General features: G+C 71.4%; 13 protein-coding genes. 4 read left to right on the top strand and 9 right to left on the bottom strand.

The window, feature by feature from the left end; all coding sequences use genetic code 11:
* Positions 1–28: 28 nt before the first annotated feature.
* Positions 29–3,937, bottom strand: a complete 3,909-nt coding sequence (locus ACIQFX_RS07990; protein WP_402459937.1) for a Pls/PosA family non-ribosomal peptide synthetase — start codon at positions 3,935–3,937, stop codon at positions 29–31.
* A 1,051-nt stretch (positions 3,938–4,988) separates the two neighbouring features.
* Between ACIQFX_RS07990 and ACIQFX_RS07985 the strand changes: the two genes are divergently transcribed.
* Positions 4,989–5,522, top strand: coding sequence for an EF-hand domain-containing protein (locus tag ACIQFX_RS07985; RefSeq protein ID WP_402459934.1), 534 nt, complete (start codon positions 4,989–4,991; stop codon positions 5,520–5,522).
* A gap of 66 nt (positions 5,523–5,588) precedes the next feature.
* On the opposite strand, the gene ACIQFX_RS07980 is transcribed toward ACIQFX_RS07985, so the two are convergent.
* From ACIQFX_RS07980 to katG, 6 genes are all read right to left on the bottom strand, one after another.
* Positions 5,589–6,548 (bottom strand): SAM-dependent methyltransferase, encoded by a 960-nt coding sequence (locus ACIQFX_RS07980; RefSeq protein ID WP_402459932.1) that lies wholly within the window; start codon positions 6,546–6,548, stop codon positions 5,589–5,591.
* Positions 6,545–7,657 (bottom strand): NAD(P)-dependent alcohol dehydrogenase, encoded by a 1,113-nt coding sequence (locus ACIQFX_RS07975; RefSeq protein WP_402459931.1) that lies wholly within the window; start codon positions 7,655–7,657, stop codon positions 6,545–6,547. Before ACIQFX_RS07975 ends, ACIQFX_RS07980 begins: the two co-directional genes overlap by 4 nt.
* Complete coding sequence (locus ACIQFX_RS07970) at positions 7,654–9,063, bottom strand: aldehyde dehydrogenase family protein (RefSeq protein ID WP_402459929.1); 1,410 nt, start codon at positions 9,061–9,063, stop codon at positions 7,654–7,656. The genes ACIQFX_RS07975 and ACIQFX_RS07970 overlap by 4 nt, the downstream gene beginning before the upstream one ends.
* 8 nt (positions 9,064–9,071) lie before the next feature.
* Positions 9,072–9,827 carry a (5-formylfuran-3-yl)methyl phosphate synthase gene (locus tag ACIQFX_RS07965; RefSeq protein WP_033211724.1) on the bottom strand — a complete coding sequence of 252 codons (756 nt, stop codon included), beginning with the start codon at positions 9,825–9,827 and terminating at the stop codon, positions 9,072–9,074.
* A gap of 642 nt (positions 9,828–10,469) precedes the next feature.
* Complete coding sequence (locus tag ACIQFX_RS07960) at positions 10,470–10,724, bottom strand: hypothetical protein (RefSeq protein WP_402459926.1); 255 nt, start codon at positions 10,722–10,724, stop codon at positions 10,470–10,472.
* Positions 10,725–10,853: 129 nt separating this feature from the next.
* Complete coding sequence (katG, locus tag ACIQFX_RS07955) at positions 10,854–13,049, bottom strand: catalase/peroxidase HPI (RefSeq protein WP_402459924.1); 2,196 nt, start codon at positions 13,047–13,049, stop codon at positions 10,854–10,856.
* A 306-nt stretch (positions 13,050–13,355) separates the two neighbouring features.
* Between katG and ACIQFX_RS07950 the strand changes: the two genes are divergently transcribed.
* Positions 13,356–13,784 (top strand): Fur family transcriptional regulator, encoded by a 429-nt coding sequence (locus ACIQFX_RS07950; protein ID WP_402459923.1) that lies wholly within the window; start codon positions 13,356–13,358, stop codon positions 13,782–13,784.
* A gap of 867 nt (positions 13,785–14,651) precedes the next feature.
* On the opposite strand, the gene ACIQFX_RS07945 is transcribed toward ACIQFX_RS07950, so the two are convergent.
* Positions 14,652–15,398 carry a transposase family protein gene (locus ACIQFX_RS07945; protein ID WP_402459921.1) on the bottom strand — a complete coding sequence of 249 codons (747 nt, stop codon included), beginning with the start codon at positions 15,396–15,398 and terminating at the stop codon, positions 14,652–14,654.
* 294 nt (positions 15,399–15,692) lie between these two features.
* A complete protein-coding gene (locus ACIQFX_RS07940) occupies positions 15,693–16,616 on the bottom strand; it encodes an NADP-dependent oxidoreductase (protein ID WP_402459919.1) in 924 nt (307 codons plus the stop codon).
* A gap of 127 nt (positions 16,617–16,743) precedes the next feature.
* On the opposite strand from ACIQFX_RS07940, the gene ACIQFX_RS07935 reads away from it, so the two are divergent.
* The gene (locus tag ACIQFX_RS07935) at positions 16,744–17,802 is read left to right on the top strand and encodes a GlxA family transcriptional regulator (protein ID WP_402459916.1); all 1,059 of its coding nucleotides are present in this window, start codon (positions 16,744–16,746) and stop codon (positions 17,800–17,802) included.
* A 154-nt stretch (positions 17,803–17,956) separates the two neighbouring features.
* Positions 17,957–19,183, top strand: coding sequence for a cation:proton antiporter (locus ACIQFX_RS07930; RefSeq protein ID WP_402459914.1), 1,227 nt, complete (start codon positions 17,957–17,959; stop codon positions 19,181–19,183).
* Positions 19,184–19,198 lie beyond the last annotated feature (15 nt).

The raw sequence follows: 19,198 nt of genomic DNA, 5'->3' as shown, positions 1-19,198 counted from the left end.
TGCACTGTGCTCGTACGCCGTAGCCCCTTCAGGACCGCCACGCCTCGATCGGATTGCCCAGCCAGCGGGTGTCGGCGGGGACGGATTCCCCGGCCATCACGAGAGAGGCGGGTCCCAGTGTGCTGCGGGCCCCGACCGTGCTTCCGGGCAGGACGATGCCGTTCGGGCCCAGGGTGGCGCCTTCGCGGAGGACCACAGTATCCGTCCTCAAGATCCGGTCGTGGAAGAGATGGGTCTGCAACACACTGCCGCGGTTCACGGTGACGGCGTCGCCCAGCCGCACCAGGTCGGTCTCGGGAAGCCAGTGGCTCTCGCACCACACGCCCCGGCCGATCCGGGCCCCCAGAGCACGCAGCCACAGGGTGAGGACCGGCGTCCCCGGCACCGAACCGGCGAGCCAGGGCACGGCCAGGACCTCGACGAACGTGTCGGACAGTTCGTTGCGCCAGACGAAGCCGCTCCACAACGGGTGCTCCCCCGTTCGGTGCCGGCCCACCAGCAGCCATTTCCCGGCCACGGAGACCACCCCGGCGGTCGCCCCGGCGGCGAGCAGGACCACTCCGGACAGCGCCGCGGCCCCCACCGCCCCGACGCCACTCGTCGCGACCAGGGCGCACAACGCGGCCGCGGTCAGGACGGAGAGCGCGGCCGAGCAGAACACCGGGACGAGCCGGCACAGCTCCACCAGGCCCCGGGCCCACAGCAGATGGGCGGGCGGGTCGTAGGTACGGCTCCGATCCGCGCCGGCCGCGGATCGCGGCAGCTTGACCGGCGGCAGGCCCAGGTAGGAACTGCCCTTCTTGGCCTTCTTCGGAGTGGCTGACAGGACGCCGACCAGCCCCTCGTCGGGCACGCTACGGCCCGGCGCGGTCATTCCGGAGTTGCCGAGAAACGCCCGGCGGCCGATCTCGGAATGTCCGATGCGGACCCAGCCTCCGCCCAGTTCGCAAGGAGCGGTCAGGGTGTCGTCGGCGAGGAAAGCGCCGTCACCCACGGTCGTCAGGCTCGGGAGCGCGAGCACTGTGGACACCTCGGCGCCCCGGCCGATCTTCATGCCGAGCAGCCGTAGCCACACGGGAGTGACCAGCCCCGCGTACAACGGGAACAGGGTCTCCCGGGAGAGGTCCATCAACTGCGTGACGGTCCAGGCCTGCCAGCCGACCCGGCTGTGCGTCGGATGGGTCCCGGTCCGCAGCCCGAGGCTGAGCAGACGCACCGAGACGAGCAGGAGCAGCGCGTACACGAACCCGAAGGCGAGCGCTCCTGGCACCACGGCCGTCAGCGCGCTGCGCAGGGCCTCGGCGAGCCGGGCGTCCGCGGGTACGAACAGGCTGACGACGAGCAGCGCCGGCAGGGCGGCGAGCACGGTCAGGAGTGGGAGACAGAAGCCGGTCGCTCCGTACACGGCGCGCCAGCGGAAGGCACGCGGCGGGCGCTCCTTGGGCCAGTTCCGCTTGGACTTGCCGAGCTTTACGGCCGGTACTCCGGCCCAGCGCTGACCGGTCGGGATCTGCCCGGTCACGGCGGAACCCGGGGCCACCTCGGCCCGCTTGCCGACCCGCGCGCCCGGGAAGAGCACGCTGCGGGTGCCGACGACCGCGCCCGCGCCGACCTTGACCGGGCCGATCTCCAGCCGGTCCCCGTCCAGCCAGTGCCCGTTCAGATCCACCTCGGACTCCACGGCGCAGCCGCGTCCGAGCTTGAGCATGCCGGTCACCGGAGGCAGGGAGTGCAGGTCGACTTCCGGGCCGATCTTGGCACCGAGGGCCCGTGCGTAGCGTTCCAGCCAGGCCCCGGTGAGGGAGGTCGCGCCGACATGGTCGGCCAGTCGTTCGGCCGTCCACAGCCGCAGGTGCACACTTCCGCCGCGCGGGTAGCGTCCCGGCTCGACCCCGCGCAGCAGGATGCGTGCGCCGCCGGCCGCGAGGGCCAGCCGGCCGGGCGGGCTGTAGAGCAGGGTGGCGCCGACGGCGACGAGCCACCAGGAGGCGGTGGGCGCCCAGGGGTAGGACCCGAACCGGTGCAGGACGTTGCCCAGGGCGAGGAGCGCCACCGTCCAGCGCAGTCCGACCAGAGTGAACAGCGGGAGCAGGAGCAGCGACTGTGTCACCTGGAACCGGAGCGGGACGGGAGCGACGGTCCGGGCCGCGCCGCCGACCTGTACGGACTGCTCGAGGTGGCGGGCGAGCTTGCGCAGGGTGGGTTGCTGGTAGATGTCGACCACGGCTGCGCTCGGGTAGCGGGCGCGCAGCCGCGTGGTGAGCTGGGCGGCGGCAAGGCTGCCACCGCCGATCGCGAAGAAGTCGTCGTCGGCACGGGTGACCGTCACGCCCAGGGTCTCGCTCCACCGCTCGGCGAGCCAGGCCTCGGTGCCGTAGAGCTGCTCGGCGGAGCCGGTGGACTCCAGGTCGGGCACCGGCCAGGGCAGCGCGTTCCGGTCCACCTTCCCGGAGGTACGGGTCGGCAGGTCGTCGACCGGCGCGAGGAGCGGCACGAGGGCCGCCGGCAGCTCGGCGCGCAGCCGCTCGACCGCCGCGGCATGGTCCCATCCCTCCTTTGTGACGAGGTAGCCGACAAGGAGCTGGTTGCCGCTGCGCGCGGTGCGGACGGCGGCGGCCGCTCCGGCGACGCCGGGCAGGGCCTGGAGCGCCGCGTCCACCTCGCCCAGTTCGATGCGGCGTCCACCGAGTTTGATCTGCTCGTCGCCCCGGCCGAGGAAGACGAGCCCCTCCGGCTCCGCGCGGACGAGGTCGCCGCTGCGGTAGGCGCGGTGCCAGCCGAGGGAGGCGAGCGGGGCGTACTTCTCGGCGTCCTTCGCGGGGTCGAGGTAGCGGGCCAGGCCGACGCCGCCGATCACGAGCTGGCCGCTGCCGCCCATGGGCACCGGCTCGCCGGACTCGTCGACGACTGCCATTTCCCATCCGTTCAGCGGAAGACCGATGCGGATCGGTTCCCCACCGGTCAGGAGCGAAGCGCAGGCGACGACGGTGGCCTCGGTGGGACCGTACGTGTTCCAGACCTCGCGCCCCTCGGTCACCAGGCGCTGGGTCAGTTCGGGCGGGCAGGCCTCCCCACCGAAGATCAGCAACCGGACCTCGCCCAGGTCCTCCGGCTCCCAGAGCGCGGCCAGGGTCGGCACGGTGGAGACCACCGTGATCTCCTGTTCCACCAGCCAGGGACCGAGGTCGGCGCCACTGCGTACCTGGGAGCGCGGGACGGGCACGAGGCAGGCCCCGTGGCGCCAGGCCAGCCACATCTCCTCGCAGGAGGCGTCGAACGCGACCGACAGCCCGGCCATGACCCGGTCGCCGGGTCCGATCGGTTCCTCGCTGAGGAAGAGCGCGGCCTCGGCGTCCACGAAGGCGGCGGCGCTGCGGTGGCCGACGGCGACGCCCTTGGGCATGCCGGTGGAGCCTGAGGTGAAGATGATCCACGCATCGTGCTCAGGCCCGGGGCGGGCAGCGGGGGCGTGGCCGGGCTCGGGGTCCCCGGTGACCTCGACGGACTGTCCGGCGCCGAGCACCGCGCGCACCCCGGCCTCGCCGAAGACCAGGTCGGCCCGCTCGTCCGGGTCCTCGGCGTCGACCGGCACGTAGGCGGCCCCCGCGGCGAGCACGGCGAGGATGGCCACGTACAGCTCGTTGGTCCCGGAGGGCACGCGTACGCCGACCCGGTCGCCGAGCCCGACCCCGGCTGCGGCGAGGGCGCGGCGCCGCCGCTCGACCTCGGCTGCCAGCGCGTGATAGGTCAGCTGGGCGGAGCCGTCGTCTAGGGCGAGTTCGTCGGGGTACGCCAGGACGGTCGCGTCGAGGATGTCGACGAGCGTACGGGGCGGGGCGGCGGGCCCGGCGGAGAACCGGGCCGCTTTGCCGGACTCTTCGTGCGTCTCCCCGTTGTCGAGCAGAGTGAGTTCACCGCGCTCAGGTGTGGCTGACATCGGCCCTCGCGTCTCGCTCCCGGAACGTCCGGGTCGCCGGTGGAGCCCGGGTCTGCCCGGGTTGTTCCGATCCGGCGCCAAACAGCCCGCCAGTCTAGTGCGCCGACGGGGAATTCCTTGTCGAATCCCTTGCGCGTTGCCGAGGAAATCCGGTAAAGCGACTGCTCTCCGTGGGGTTCCGGCCAAAGCCTGGTAGCGCACTGCCGTCGACATCCGTGCTCGGTGACCCGTCGTCACCGGACCCGACACTCGTGACGGAAGGCGCCACGGACCTCAAAACCAGACGGCACACGGAAGGCCCCGGCCTCGACTGGCAGACCGCGGACCCCGAGTGACGCAAGGCGCGTCAAGTCCGTTCGGCACCTGGCCGGCGAACCCCGGACAGGTGCACCACGAGGAATGTGAAGGCGGCCAGCGCGACGGTCGCCGTCAGCCCGGTCGCCGCAGCGGACGGCGCGCCCAGCCGGAGAAGCCGGTCACGCCGGGTGGCCGGGTCCGTTCCCGGGGAACGGGTACAGGAGTTGGTGCCGGTCGGCCGGTGGGCCTGTGCCATGGAGTCGAACATGAGGGGTCCTCTCGAAGCAGTCGGTAACGTGCCCGCCACCTCCGCGGCTCGGCACTTCTTCACGCTACGAGCGACCCGACCGACCGCGTTGGCCTCCTGCGCCCAGGGGTTGGCACGACAGCGCACAACCGGTCGAGGACGAGATCCGCGAGGTGTCACGGGCGCGAACGCGCAAGGCCGCGACGTAGGCGCACTCGCCCAGAGACCCCTCCGAAACGGCGCGTAGCCACACCCCGACCCCACGAAGGGCCGGCTCACCAGTGGAAACGCTGCCAGCAAGCACGCCTCCTCCCGTAAATGACGCGGAGGCATCACCCTGGATCACAGGTGACCGGTCCGAGCCGCCGGGACTGATTGTCGGTGAACTCACTCCTTCCGGTAACGGCGACCGCCTCACCGTCACGGCACTCCCCCCAGCACGGTTACGTAGAAGCACTCATCAAGCCAGGCCCGGGACCGACGGGCCGCACGAGACAGGTGACGAACATGCGTACTGAGGCCGCCAAGCGGGTCGAGCTGGTCTTCTCCCTCTTCGACGCCAACGGCAACGGAGTCATCGACTCCGGCGACTTCGACCTCATGACGGGACGCGTTCTGGAGGCGGCGGTCGCATCGGACGCGGGAGCCAAGGAGGCCATCCGGACCGCGTTCCGCCGCTGGTGGACGACGCTGGCCACCGAGCTGGACGCCAACGGTGACGGCGTGATCACCGTCGACGAGTTCCGCCCCTTCGTACTCGACCCCAAGCGCTTCGGCCCCACGGTCACCGAGTTCGCCGAGGCTCTCTCCGCACTCGGCGACCCGGACGGGGACGGCCTGATCGAGCGCCCGCTCTTCGTGTCGCTGATGACGGCGATCGGCTTCGAGGAGGCGAACATCCACGCGCTCTTCGACGCCTTCGCCCCGGACGCCGAGGACCGCATCACCGTGGCCACGTGGGCCGCCGGCATCGAGGACTACTACGCACCGGACCTGGCCGGGATTCCCGGCGACCGGCTGGTGGGCGCCCCGGCCATGTGACACGGCCGCGTCGCGAGTGCCCGGGGCGGAGTCGGCCGCCCCGGGGCACCGCCGGCCCGAAGGGCGTCACGGCCCGGGCTTTCGGGCGAAGACCCACCGGTTCCCCTCCAAGGCGTCGTTCGGCTCGGGGAGGGGGCCGCGTCCGTGCCGGCGGGTGTAGTCGAAGGGCGTGCGCATCGACGTGGACCAGCCCTTGGCCGTCAGGTGGCCCGCCGAGTCGGGGCGCGGTCCCAGGTCGAAGAGGTCGAGCAGGTCGATGCCGATCTGTTCCCGCGTGGCCGTGTAGATCGCGCTGTCGCGGTAGGCCAGCAGGTCCTTCTCCAGCTTGGCCTCGAAGGCCAGGGCGCCGCCCCCGGTGGTCAGCCGGTCCACCGCGTCGATGAGGTACGTCTCGGCGGGGCTCGGCAGGTAGAACAGCAGCCCCTCGGCCAGCCAGACACTCGGTACGGCCGGGTCGAAGCCGGTGGAGGTCAGCGCGGTGACCCAGTCCGCGCGTAGGTCGACCGGTACGGGGACGCGCTTCACCCTCGGCGCGGCCGACAGGTCCGTGAGCACCTGGTGCTTGAAGGCCAGCACACCCGCCCTGTCGATCTCGAAGACCACGCAGTCGGACGGAAGGTCCAGCCGGAAGGCACGCGTGTCCAGTCCCGCGCCCAGCAGGACCACTTGACGGAAACCGTCGAGGACCGACCCGAGGACGAAGTCGTCGAGGACCCGGGTCCGCAGCCCGAAGTAGCGGGCGAACCTGCCCCACAGCGGGTTGTCGTCCCCCTCCGGGACCTGCCCGATGCGTACCGGCCAGTCCGCGCACGCAGGGGCCGCCCGTACGAAGTGTTCGGCGTAGACGTCCTGGGCCAGGCTGTCGTGGCGGTGGGTCTCGATCGCCCGGGCCGCGGCGACCAGGAGGGCGGTCAGCCCCACACCTCCGTCCACGCCTTCCGCGTCGGCCTGCCGGGTCGACGCGGCGGCCGTGTCTCCCCCGGTGGTGGAATGGGAGGACTCCCTGGTGGGGAAGGTTTCGCTCATCGGTCTCTTCTTTCCGGCAGCAGGACGGGTTTGACCACGCGGCCGGCGTCGCAGTCGCGTTCGGCCTCGTTGATGTCGGCCAGCGGGTAGGTGCGGACCAGCTGGTCGAAGGGGAAGCGGCCGGCTTGCCACAGGCCGGTCAGCCGGGGTATCAGCAGTCCCGGTACCGCGTCGCCTTCGCAGATGTGGCGGATGCACCGGCCTCGGTCGAGCGTGCCGGGTTCGAGCGGTAGCGGGGTGTGGAGGCGTGCCACGAGGCCGAGGGTGCCGGTGGGGCGCAGTGCGTGGAGCGCGTCGTTGATGAGCGGGGCCGAGGCCGTGGTGTCCAGGGCGTACTGGGCTCCGCCGTCGGTCAGTCGGCGGATCCGCTCGGGCAGTCCGTGCGATCCGGCGGGCAGCGGGGTCGCGCCGAACCGTTCGGCCAGGTCCAGCCGCTCGGGATGCCGGTCGACGGCCACGGTCCGCACGCCGGCGGCAGTGGCCGCCATCACGGCGGCGAGGCCCACCGCTCCCGCGCCGAGGACCGCGAGGGTGTCGCCGGGTCCTGCGGCGAAGGTGTTCAGTACGGCTCCTGCACCGGTGAGGAAGCCGCAGCCGAGGGGCCCGAGCAGTTCGAGCGGCAGGGCGGGGTCGACCCGGACGGCGTTGCGGGCCGGGACGAGCGCGTACGCGGCGAAGGAGGACTGGCCGAACCAGCGGGGAGCCAACGCTTTTCCGGCCGCGTCGGTGAGGCGCGGTGGTTCCTCCTCGCGCCCGCCGAAGAGGTTGAGGGAGGCGAAGGAGTCACAGTAGGCGGGGGCGGCGGCGCGGCAGTTCCGGCAGTGTCCGCAGGAGTCGAAGCTCAGCACGACGTGGTCGCCGACGCCGAGTGCGATGCCGGGGCCGCCGCCCGTCGCCACCACGACCCCGGATCCCTCGTGGCCGAGGACCGCGGGCAGCGGGCTGCGGCCGGCCGATCGCCGTACCGCGAGGTCGGTACGGCACATCCCGGCTCCCGCGATCTCGACCAGGATCTCGCTGGGGCCGGGCTCCGTGCGAAGGGCCACTTCCTCTACCGTGAACGGGTCCTCGTACGAGCGCAGTACGGCCGCCTGGAACCTCCTCGTCACGTTTCCTCCTCCCGCGGGCGGTGCACGACGAACGGCCTGAGGTTGCCGTAGAGGCCCCACGGTCCGCCCGCGACACCGACGCCGCTGCTCTTGACGCCCGCGAAGGGCTGGGCGAGGGAGAGTTCGGCGTGGTGGTTGATCCAGGCCGTGCCGCATTCGAGCCGGTCGGCCACTGCCTCGGCCCGGTCGAGATCGGTGCCCCATACGGATCCACCCAGTCCGAAGCCGGTGCCGTTGGCCGCGTCGACAGCCTCGTGGAGGTCCCGGTACGGCAGGACCGGCAGGACCGGTCCGAACTGTTCCTCGGTCACCACCGGGCTGTCGGGTGGGACGTCGGTGAGGATCGTGGGAGCGAAGAAGTAGCCCGCTCCGTCGAGTCGGTGGCCGCCGGCCGCGGCCCGGGCGCCGGCTGCCAGGGCCTGTCGCGTGACCTGCTCGACCCTGGCCAGCTGTGGTGCGTTGTTGACCGGACCGATCCGGGTGTCCGGGTCGAGTCCGGATCCGACCGCGACGGCCTTCGCGCGCTGGGCGAGGGCTTCGACGACCTCGGTGTGGAGCCGGGCGGGGGCGTAGACGCGTTTGACCGCCATGCAGACCTGCCCGCAGTTGCGGAACGCGGCCCAGAACAGCCGGTCCGCGATCCGCTCCACGTCGACGTCGTCCAGGAGGACGGCGGCGTCGTTGCCGCCCAGTTCCAGGGTGACCCGGGCGAGCGAGGCCGACGCGGCCTCGGCGACGGCCCGACCGGTGGGCACCGAGCCGGTGAAGGTGACGTGACGGATGCCGGGGTGGGCGGCGAGGCGGGCACCGAGGGGTTCGCGACCGGTGACGACACTCAGGACGTCCTCGGGCAGGACGGAGGCGAGGACGGAGCAGAGCAGCCGGGTGGCGAGCGGGGTGTGCGGGGACGGTTTGAGGACCACGGTGTTGCCGGCCGCGAGCGCGGGCGCGAACTTCGCCGCCGCGAGCTGGAGCGGGAAGTTCCACGGCACGATCGCGGCGACGGGCCCGACGGGCCGCCAGCGGACCTCGCTGCGCACGGGTCGACCGTCGTCGATCCGGCGGGTCCTGGGGGCCAGGTCTGCGAAGTAGCGCAGCCGGGCCGCCGTACGGACGATTTCGGCGCACGACTCGGCCAGGGGCTTGCCCTGTTCCCGTGTGAGGAGTCGGGCGAGGTCGTCGCCGGCTGTTTCCACGGCGTCGGCAGCGGCGCGCAGGGCGGTAGTGCGGACTGCGGGGTCGGTGCGCCAGACGTGCCAGGCCCGCTGGGCCCGGGCGACCACGTCGTCCAGCTCGTCCGGCCGCTGGTCGGGGGCCGCGTCGAAGGCCTTCCCGGTGGCCGGGTCGAGGACGGCGAGGCGTGCGGCACGACGCCCAGGTACGCGGCCGGCTTCTGGTGTCGGCATCCCGGTGGTCAGTTCACGGCCGAGGTGCCGACAGCGTGCTCCCGGGCCTGCCGGTCCATCTCCGCCCGGAAGGCGGCGACCAGGTGCGGCTGGATCCTCCCGGCATTGCGGTCACCGCCCGCGCAGACAGCTCCCCGCACGCCCACGATGTCCGTGCCGATGCGGGTCAGCGGACCGAGATCGGCCTGCTTGACGCTGCCCGCGAGGGCGGCGAGCAGACCGGAGGCGTGGGCGCGCCGGACGAACTCGGCGCAGGCGTCGGGCGGGACGTGGTCGAAGAGCCGCGTGCCGTCCTTGATCGCGGTGTCCAGCATGGCCGCGTCGGCACCGGCGCGGGCGGCGATGTCGGGCAGGGCGAGCGGGTTGACGCAGCCGATGCGGTGGGCGTCGGCGTAGCCCGAGGCGACGACGAGCGCTTCGGGGCGGTGGTCCTTCACCGCGCGGACGACCGCCCTCATGACCTCGACGCCCTGCTCGGGAGTCGTGCATCCGTACAGGCCGACCTTGATGTACGTGGCGCCGGAGACGACCGCGCCGAGCGCGGCTTGCGCCACCGTGCCAGGCTTGTACGGCACGTCCCCCACGGTCGCGGACACCGGCTTGTCCGCCGGCACCGCGTCGCGGATCTCCCGGATGACCCAGGGGAAGTTGGCGCCCAGCGAGCCCTCGTCGGGCTTCTTGACATCGACGATGTCGAGGTGTTCCGCGGCCTTCGCACAGTCGAGGGCTTCCTCGACACCGTCCGGGGAGATGAGAAGCAACACCGTGAACTCCTTCCGCCCGCATGTCCACCTGACCGAGGACAGGGGTGCGGATCACCTGGTTCATGTGCGGTGCGCTCATCCTTTCCGTCGCCCCGTGGGCACCGGTAGGGCGCACGGGGCTCCCCGGAGGCTCGTGAACGGCACGCGCATCACGCGTTGTGCACCGGGCGTGCACCGGCGTCCGCCGAACCCTGCCAACCGCCCCCCGATGCGTACTTGTGCACTCCGGTGCCTCCGTCTGCCTCCTGCCCGGTCACCAGGCACGAATGATCCCGCAGGTGGCACGCTCCCGTCCCGCGGGAATCCGAAGAGACCGGCGATCGCGCCAAGATCCGGACCATTCCCGGACCAGCCCCTTCATCCGAACCGCCAGCTGCACCATTCTCGCTGATGAGCATGGACGCGACTGCTGCACCACCAGCAGCAGCAGACGAAGAACATGCTGGTGTCGTACTCGCCGAAGAAGCTCGGTTCTTCTAGGCGCACAAGAAGAGGCGCCTGACCTGGACTTCTGCCGGCCAGGCGCCTCTCGCTCGCCCCATGCAGGAAGGGGTCGCGTTTACGCCGAAAATCCCATTTCATCCCACCGGTATCCCACTCCGGACCAGCACTTCCGGACCAGTCACAAACCAGACTCCGGCCTCACCGCGCAGGCGCCCGGCCCCGGCTGACGCGGTCCCGCTCCTCCATCGACTGCTCGATGAGGCGGTTGGCCTGCTCCCGCACGCCGTCCAGGAACTTGGCGTAGTGCCGGAAGAGGACCCCGATGCTCTGACCCGCGCGGCGAGCACACTCGGCCGGGTCCACACCGGAGTACAGCCGGAACGAGATGCCGGCGTGCCGGAGAGGGTAGGGCCTCTTGGCCAGCCCAGAGGTGAGCTCCCTTCGTGTCAGCACGCGCTTCCGCGCCCGCGCCCATGTCGTGCCATCGGCCGCTGGGTCCACGTAGTTGCCGGCCCGGTTCCGGAACAGCCGGCCGTCCGGTGCACCGTGGACATCCGGTCGTGGTCGGCGGGGGACGTCGCGTCAGGCGAGGTCGAACCGGTCGAGGTTCATGACCTTGTCCCAGGCCGCGACGAAGTCACGGACGAACTTCTCCCGCGCGTCCTTGGCCGCGTAGACCTCCGAGATGGCCCGCAGTTGGGAGTTCGCACCGAAGACCAGGTCCGCGGCGGTGGCGGTCCACTTCGGTTCGCCGCCCTCCGCGCCGGAGACGCGCCCCTCGAACACGTTCTCGTCCGTGGCCGACGCCTTCCACTGCGTACCCATGTCGAGCAGGTTGACGAAGAAGTCGTTGGTCAGGGTCTCCGGCCGGTCGGTGAACACACCGTGCGCGGACCGCTTGAAGCCGGTGTTGAGGGCGCGCATACCGCCGACCAGCACCGTCATCTCGGGCGCCGTCAGGTTCAGCATGCCGGCACGGTCCAGCAGCAGCGTTTCCGGCGACAGCTTCTCACCCGCCGACAGGTAGTTGCGGAACCCGTCGGCCCGCGGCTCCAGCACGGCGAACGACTCCACATCCGTCTGTTCCTGCGTGGCGTCCGTGCGTCCCGGCGCGAACGGGACCGTGATGTCGTGCCCGGCGTTCTTCGCGGCCTGCTCGACCGCCGCGCAGCCGCCCAGGACGATCAGGTCGGCGAGCGAGATCTTGGTGCCGCCGCTCTGGGAACCGTTGAAGTCCTGCTGGATCCCTTCGAGGGTCCGCACGGTCTCGGCCACCTCGGGCAGGGCGTTGACCTCCCAGTCCTTCTGCGGCGCGAGCCGGAGCCGGGCGCCGTTCGCACCGCCCCGCTTGTCGGTGCCGCGGAAGCTGGCCGCCGACGCCCAGGCCGTGGCGGCCAGTTGGGAAACGGTCAGCCCGGAGGAGAGGATCCGGTCCTTGAGGGCGGCGACGTCCCCGGCCGTCACCAGCTCGTGGTCGACCGGCGGCACCGGGTCCTGCCACAGCTGCGGTTCGGGAATCCACGGGCCGAGATAGCGCGAGACCGGGCCCATGTCCCGGTGCAGCAGCTTGTACCAGGCCCTGGCGAACGCGTCGGCGAGCTTGTCCGGGTTCTCGTGGAAGCTCTTCGAGATCGGGGCGTAGACGGGATCCAGCTTCAACGCGAGGTCCGTCGTCAGCATCATCGGGGCGTGCCGCCTGCCGGGATCGTGCGCGTCCGGCACCGTGCCCTGCGCCGCGGGGTCCTTGGGGGTCCACTGCTGCGCTCCGGCCGGGCTCGTCGTCAGCTCCCAGTCGTAGGCGAACAGGTTGTCCAGGTACCCGTTGTCCCACTTCGTCGGCTCGCTCGTCCACGCGCCCTCGAGCCCGCTGGTGATCGTGTCGACGCCCTTGCCGCTGCCGAACGAGTTGTGCCAGCCGAGGCCCTGCTGCTCCAGCGGGCCGGCCTCCGGTTCCGGACCGACGTACTCGGGGTCCACCGCACCGTGGCACTTTCCGAAGGTGTGGCCGCCGACGATGAGCGCGACCGTCTCCTCGTCGTTCATCGCCATGCGCCCGAACGTCTCGCGAATGTCCCGGGCGGCGGCGAGGGGATCCGGATTTCCGTTGGGGCCTTCGGGATTGACGTAGATCAGACCCATCTGCACCGCCCCGAAGGGGCCGGCGAGTTCTCGGTCACCGCTGTAGCGCTCGTCTCCGAGCCAGGTGTCCTCGGGACCCCAGAAGACCTCCTCCGGTTCCCAGATGTCCTCCCGGCCGAAACCGAATCCGAACGTCTTGAACCCCATGGACTCCATGGCGCAGTTGCCGGCGAAAACCAGAAGGTCGGCCCAGGAGATCTTTTCCCCGTACTTCTGCTTCACCGGCCAGAGCAGCCGCCGCGCCTTGTCCAGACTCGCGTTGTCCGGCCAGCTGTTGAGAGGGGCGAAACGCTGCGCGCCGGAACCGCCGCCGCCGCGGCCGTCGGCGATGCGGTACGTTCCCGCCGCATGCCAGCTCATCCGGATGAAGAGCGGCCCGTAGTGGCCGTAGTCGGCGGGCCACCAGTCCTGCGACGTCGTCATCACCTCGAAGACGTCGCGCTTCAGCGCGTCGACGTCCAGGGTCGCGAACGCTTCCGCGTAGTCGAAGTCCTCGCCCATCGGATCGGCCTGGGGCGAGTTCCGGTGGAGAACCTGGAGGTCCAACTGGTTCGGCCACCAGTCCCGGTTCGCCCTGGGACGAGCGGGCGCGGGGGTGGGGGAGGGAATTGCGGGGTTCTCGCTTTCACTGCCGGACACGTCCGTCCTTCTTCCTGTCTCGGTGCTTCCATATGGCTGCTCGCTCTTGACGGCGTCCGTATGGTCGCGCACCGCGGACCGCCCGGTGGAGAGAACACGCAGGGCTTCCCCACCCAAGAAACTTTCCCGCTCGGACCGGGCAGGAAAGGGCGAGAAGGAAAAGATCGTAGGATCATCGATATCGCTCCCGCCGGTGAGGAAATGCCCGGCGCGTATCACCGCCGGGTACCCTGTAGCTCCCTTTTCGGCCCCGTGACCGGTCCCGCCGAATCCTTTGTCCCGCCGAAACCGAACTGGTGAACGTAGATGAGTGACCTGCTGCAGCGGCTGCGGGGGCGCGGTTGGCGCATGACCTCCCAGCGGCGTGTCGTCGCGGAGGTCCTCGACGGCGAGCACGTGCACCTCACCGCCGACGAGGTCCACGCCCGCGCGGCCCGGCGACTGCCCGAGATCTCCCGGGCCAGCGTCTACAACACCCTGGGCGAGCTGGTCGCCCTCGGCGAGGTCGCGGAACTCTCCGCGCACGGGCGGGCCAAGCGCTACGACCCGAACGCGCACCGCCCCCACCAGCACCTCGTGTGCTCCGGCTGCGGACTCATCCGCGACGTCCGCCCGGTCGGCGACCCGATGGCCGGCCTGCCCGCGCAGGAGCGTTTCGGCTTCGCGGTGTCCGACGTCGAGATCGTCTACCGCGGGCTGTGCCCCTCCTGTACGGCGGATCCGCCGCCGGCGTGACTCCGTGCCACGGGGCCGTAGCCAAGCCCGCATGACTCCGTGCCACGGGCCGTAGCCAAGCCCGCCGGAACACCCGTCCTTCGCGTCACTTCCGGGAGCACGAGAGACGACGCCCTGGACCCGGATCATCGATTCGCTTCGATGCCTCTTCACATCCTCGACAAGGGCGGCCGACCTGGGATGACCCGGCGCCGGTGCTCAGTCATCCGCACCGACCTCCCTCGTTGGCCAGCGTGCTGGACGAGCTGACCGACGAGGAGAACACGGGGAACTGCGGCATGAGCTGATGGAGGGCCGGGCCGAGCTTCCCCGGGTGGGGGCTGTGTTCCCTGCTCGGGGAGTTCACCCGCCGTACGTCGTCGTGAACGCCCATGACGACGAGGTCGAACCGGTCACCGCCCACCTGCGAGACCTGGCGCTGAACGACTGCAGCGACCTGACCGTGCAAGTCGCGAGTACGGGCTGCTGCGAGGGTTCCGGCTGCTGTGGCTGCCCGGTGTGCCATGGGAGAAGGCCACCGAGCAGAGGTCGCCGTGCCGGCGGGGTGGCTGCGGACCGCTGCGAATCCGCAGCAGCGCCGGGCGCTTGCGCACCGCAGCCCGCTGGAGTCGTGCCCGGTGGTCGGGCGCGCCCGGTTGCGGCAGAAGATCGCTGACCGGCCGCCGGGCCGCACTGGAGGAGGCGGAGGCGCTCCTCGATGATCCGCGCTGGGTGGAGTGGCGTGGCGGGCGAGCCCACGCGTACGAGGCCGCCTGGGACACAGATGTGCCACGGGGGGTCGCAAAGCGGAGCGGGTACGCCCCTCGGCCACGATGCCTGGATGCCTGGATGCCTGGATGCCTGGATGCCTGGATGCAGATGGTCGACCTAACGAGCTCGTGCATGGTAGGCAGTGAGACGTCGGGGTTCCCAGCGAGGCTTGGTGTTCACATCTGTCGTGCAGGCGTCAGGTCTGCGGTCTGCTGGTGGGAGACCAGGCCGGCGACGGCCTGGACCGTCCGCCAGGAGCTTGACCAGCCCTGACTGGCGGGCATGGGTGAGGTCCGCGCAGCTGCCTGGCGCGGCCGGACTGCTGAACAGCACCCTTCCGTTCCGGTCGGTGAGGACCATGGTCTTGACGGCGTTCTGCTTGTTCTTCCCGGAGATGGATTCGTCCCGGTCCTTGCGCCCGGCGACCGGACGGCGGGCCCGGATCTCAGTGCCGTCGATGATGCCGGTCTGCCCACTGGCACCGAGGTGGTCGATCACTTCGGCCGGTGTCCGCAGCCGGACGCCGGGGCTGATCGTGCACCCCTGCTCGGCGAGCAGGGGCCGCACCTCGCCGATGGCCCGGGTGATGGTGGAACGGTCCACGCCGAACCAGCAGGCCGGCACGTCATGGGTGACTCCGTGACGGAGAGGGACGAGCGTGGCCAGGAGCCGGTCGACGAACACCAGCCGGTGCTTCGCGCCGGCTCCCACGGCCCGCTTCCGCGGCCGGGAGACCAACTTCTCCTGGTGAAGCTCATGCCGTAACGGACCCATTCTCGGGACGAGTTCAGCGATCACGTCGGCCGACAGGCCCGTGATCCGACGGCTGCTGACGATCGCTGCACAAGTCATGGTCACCACCACCCGACCATGATCGACCACCCATGGTTCGACGTCTCACCGCCTACCGTGCACGAGCTCGTCAGCTTCTCAAGTCTGCCCACCCGTACGGAAATCGCCGATCCAAGCAATGCCGGACGCATCACCACCCGACTCGGCCCCATCGCACCAAGTGGTCGATCCGGTCGTTCGGTCCTCGCTCCCGGACCGGGCACGGACCGGGTTCCTCCCCGGGCGCCGTCGGTCGTTCCGCACGGCGGCCCCGTGCCCGGGCGTGGCGCCTTGGCCGGTTCGGAGCGACCAGCCGCGTCCCGTGGTTCAGACGACCGATAGAACGATCTTGCCCGTGGTGCGGCCCTGTTCGCCGATCGCGTGGGCCTTCGACGCCTCGGCGAGCGGCACGACGAGGTCGACCACCGGCCGCAGCCGCCCCTGCTCCACCAGGGCCGCGATCTCGCGCAGGCCGAGGTGGTCGGGCTCCACCAGGACCCAGGCCGCCCGTACACCGTCCCGCGCGGCGGGGACGTCGTCCGGGCCCGGCAGGGTGATCAGCCTGCCCCCGTCTCGGAGCACCTTCAGGGAGCGTTCCGCCGTCTCTCCGCCGATACCGTCCAGGACGACGTCCATGTCGGAGACGACGTCCTCGAAGCGCGTCTCGCGGTAGTCGATCACCTCGTCCGCGCCCAGCTCGCGCACCAGGTCGTGCTTGCCCGCGCTCGCCGTGCCGATGACGTAGGCTCCGCGGGCCTTGGCGATCTGCACGGCAAGGTGCCCGACTCCGCCGGCCGCCGCGTGCACCAGCACCCGCTCACCGGGGCGGACGTCCGCCGCGTCGACGAGGGACTGCCAGGCGGTGAGCGCCGCCAGCGGGAGCGCCGCGGCCTCCACATGGGTCAGGGAGGCGGGCTTGGGGGCGAGGTGCCGTGCCGGGGCCACCACGTACTCGGCGTATCCGCCCGCCTGCCGGGGGAAGAGCGGCATGCCGAAGACCTCGTCGCCGGGGCGGAAGATCCCCACGCCGGGGCCGGCGGCCTCCACCGTGCCGGAGACGTCCCACCCGACGGCCGGAACGGGGCCCCACTCGATGAGGGCCCCGCCGGCCCTGGTCTTCCAGTCCACGGGGTTCACTCCGGCCGCGTGGACCCGCACCAGGACTTCGCCCAGACCGGGCTCGGGGCGCTCCATCTCACGCTCGACCAGGTTCTCGGGTCCGCCCCACTGCTCCACGACCACCGCACGCATGCTGTCCGCCTCGTTTCCGTCTCGATCGGTACGCCCCCGGACCGTTCCGGCGGCGATGCGTCCACGATCCGGTATCGCGGTCCCGCGCAGTGTTGGCCGTTTGGCCAGCATGTGACAGGATCTGGCCATGAGGGAGACATCGGAACCGGCGACGGGGGCCGCCGCTCGCGAAGTGACACCGGCACCACCCCACCGGATCGCCGTCCTCGCGCTGCCCGGGGTGCCCCCGTTCGAGCTCGGCATCCCCTCCCGGGTCTTCGGCAGCGCCGAGGACGCCGACGGCCGCCCCCTGTACGAGGTCACGGTCTGTACGGCCGACGGTGCCCCGGTCCTCAGCGACGCCGGGTTCACCGTGCAGCCCTCGGCCGGTCCCGAGGCGCTCGCCGCCGCCGACACCGTGGTCCTCCCGCCCACCCACGCCATGCCCGAGCTCGGCCGTGGCGGCCCGCTGCCGCCCGAGGTCGCCGCGGCCATCGACGGCATCCGGCCCGGCACCCGACTCGTGTCCATCTGCACCGGGTCGTACGTGCTCGCCGCCGCCGGGCTCCTCGACGGCCGGCCGGCCACCACGCACTGGAACCTGGCCCCGGAGTTCCGCCGGACCTATCCCCAGGTCAAGGTGGACGAGGACGTGCTCTTCGTCGACGACGGCGACGTGCTGACCTCCGCGGGCGTGGCCGCGGGGGTCGACCTGTGCCTGTACATGATCCGCCGCGACCACGGTGCCTCGGTCGCCAACCGCGCGGCCCGCATGTGTGTGGTGCCTCCCTGGCGGGACGGCGGGCAGGCCCAGTTCATCGACCGGCCCGTGCCGGAGCCCACCCTGGCCAGCACCACCGCCACCCGCGCCTGGGCCCTGGAACACCTCGCCGAGCCCATCACCCTGGCCCGGCTCGCCGAGCACGCCAGGATGAGCCTGCGGTCCTTCACCCGGCGGTTCCGCGACGAGGTCGGGGTGACCCCGGTGCAGTGGCTCACGGCACAACGTCTGGAGCTGGCCAGGCAACTCCTCGAGACGACCGACCTTCCGATCGACCTCGTCGCCCACCGCGCGGGCCTCGGCTCCGGCAACTCCCTGCGCGCGCACATGCGTACGGCCTTCGGTGTCTCGCCCGCCGCCTACCGCCGCGCGTTCGGCACCGGCACCCTCCCGTCACGCGGACAGGAGACGGAACCGTCCGTGTGACGGGGTCCCTGGCGGGCACCGCCGGTTCCTCGGCGGACAGTGCCCCAGGAGGGACGCCGTCGGCGTGCTGTCACGGGACGGCGCGGCCTGCGCCTTACGCTGCAACGCCGGGACGAACCCGCCGGGACCGAGCCTCCCCGAAAGCGCGGATGTCTTGCTTGCCGTCACCGTCATCGCGGGCATTCTGTTCACCTGGTGCGTCCTGTCGCGCAGGCTCGCGCTGTGGAGCATCACCGCACCGATCGCCATGATGGTGGCGGGCATCGCCCTCACCAGCGGCTCGGACCCGCCGCTCGTGTTCGACTTCGGCGACCTGGCCGGCTTCGAACGCGCCGTGGAGGTCGTCCTCGCCCTGCTGCTCTTCGTCGACGCGACCGAGGTTCCGGCGGGAGGCATCCGGCGGGAGAGGAGCGTCGTCGCCCGTCTCCTGGGCGCCGCGTTGCCGCTGACCCTGGGCGCCGCCTTCCTGTCCGCGCTCGCCTTCTTCCCCGACCGGCCCGGATGGGTGCTCGCGACCCTGGCGACGGTCGTCGTCCCCCTCGATCTGGCGCCCGCCGCGGCCCTCGTGCGGGACGAACGCATCCCGGCGCGTCTCCGGGAGGTGCTCAACGTCGAGGGCGGCCTCAGTGATGGGATCGTCTCGCCGGCGTTCCTCATCTGCGTCGCCGCCGCAGCCGAGTACCACACGGTGGGCTCCGACTACGCCGAGGCGCTCCTCGACGCGGTCGGAGCGGCGGGCTGGGCCGTCGGATCCGGATCGCTCGTCGGCTACCTGGCCGGATGGCTGCTCCGCCGGTCCTGGGCGAAGGGCTGGACCCTGCCCACCGCGGCGAGACTCGCGGTGCTGAGCGTGCCCCTCGCCGCGTACTCCCTGTCGGTCTTCCTGGGCGGCAACGGCTTCGTCGCCTCGTTCGTCGCCGGCGTCTGCGTCGCCCCGGCGATGCGGCATCTCCCCGAGGGCACCGTGCGGATGACGGACGACCTGGTCACCCTGTCGACCCTCGCCCTGTGGTTCCTCTTCGGCCAGTTGGTCAGCGACGAGTTCTGGGACGGCTTCCACCTGTCCGTCGTCCTCTACGCCCTCCTCGCCTGCACCCTGGTACGCCTGGTGCCCGTGACGGTCGCCCTCATCGGTACGGATCTGTCCTTGTCCGACCGGCTGTTCCTGGGGTGGATGGGGCCCAGAGGAGTGGCCTCGGTGGTCTTCGGGCTCCTCGCCGCCGTCGAACTGCGTGACTCCGGTGGCGGTGACTTCATCTTGCGGGTGATGGTGATCACCGTCATGGTCAGCATCGTGCTGCACGGCCTGAGCGCCGAGCCCATCGGCCGCCGCTACGCCCGAGGGCGGCGCCCTTCGCCGGAACCCCGGGTCCGGGGATGAGGGTGTGCGGCGTGC

The organism is Streptomyces sp. NPDC093089, from assembly GCF_044754405.1.
Classification (GTDB): domain Bacteria; phylum Actinomycetota; class Actinomycetes; order Streptomycetales; family Streptomycetaceae; genus Streptomyces.
This window is presented reverse-complemented; position numbering and strand designations above follow the sequence as displayed.

What these genes read in the sequence shown, in the direction of transcription:
- ACIQFX_RS07990 (WP_402459937.1), bottom strand. Translation starts at nt 3,937, where the DNA reads ATGTCAGCCACACCTGAGCGCGGTGAACTCACTCTGCTCGACAACGGG.
- ACIQFX_RS07985 (WP_402459934.1), top strand. Translation starts at nt 4,989, where the DNA reads ATGCGTACTGAGGCCGCCAAGCGGGTCGAGCTGGTCTTCTCCCTCTTC.
- ACIQFX_RS07940 (WP_402459919.1), bottom strand. Translation starts at nt 16,616, where the DNA reads ATGCGTGCGGTGGTCGTGGAGCAGTGGGGCGGACCCGAGAACCTGGTC.
- ACIQFX_RS07980 (WP_402459932.1), bottom strand. Translation starts at nt 6,548, where the DNA reads ATGAGCGAAACCTTCCCCACCAGGGAGTCCTCCCATTCCACCACCGGG.
- ACIQFX_RS07950 (WP_402459923.1), top strand. Translation starts at nt 13,356, where the DNA reads ATGAGTGACCTGCTGCAGCGGCTGCGGGGGCGCGGTTGGCGCATGACC.
- ACIQFX_RS07935 (WP_402459916.1), top strand. Translation starts at nt 16,744, where the DNA reads ATGAGGGAGACATCGGAACCGGCGACGGGGGCCGCCGCTCGCGAAGTG.
- ACIQFX_RS07970 (WP_402459929.1), bottom strand. Translation starts at nt 9,063, where the DNA reads ATGCCGACACCAGAAGCCGGCCGCGTACCTGGGCGTCGTGCCGCACGC.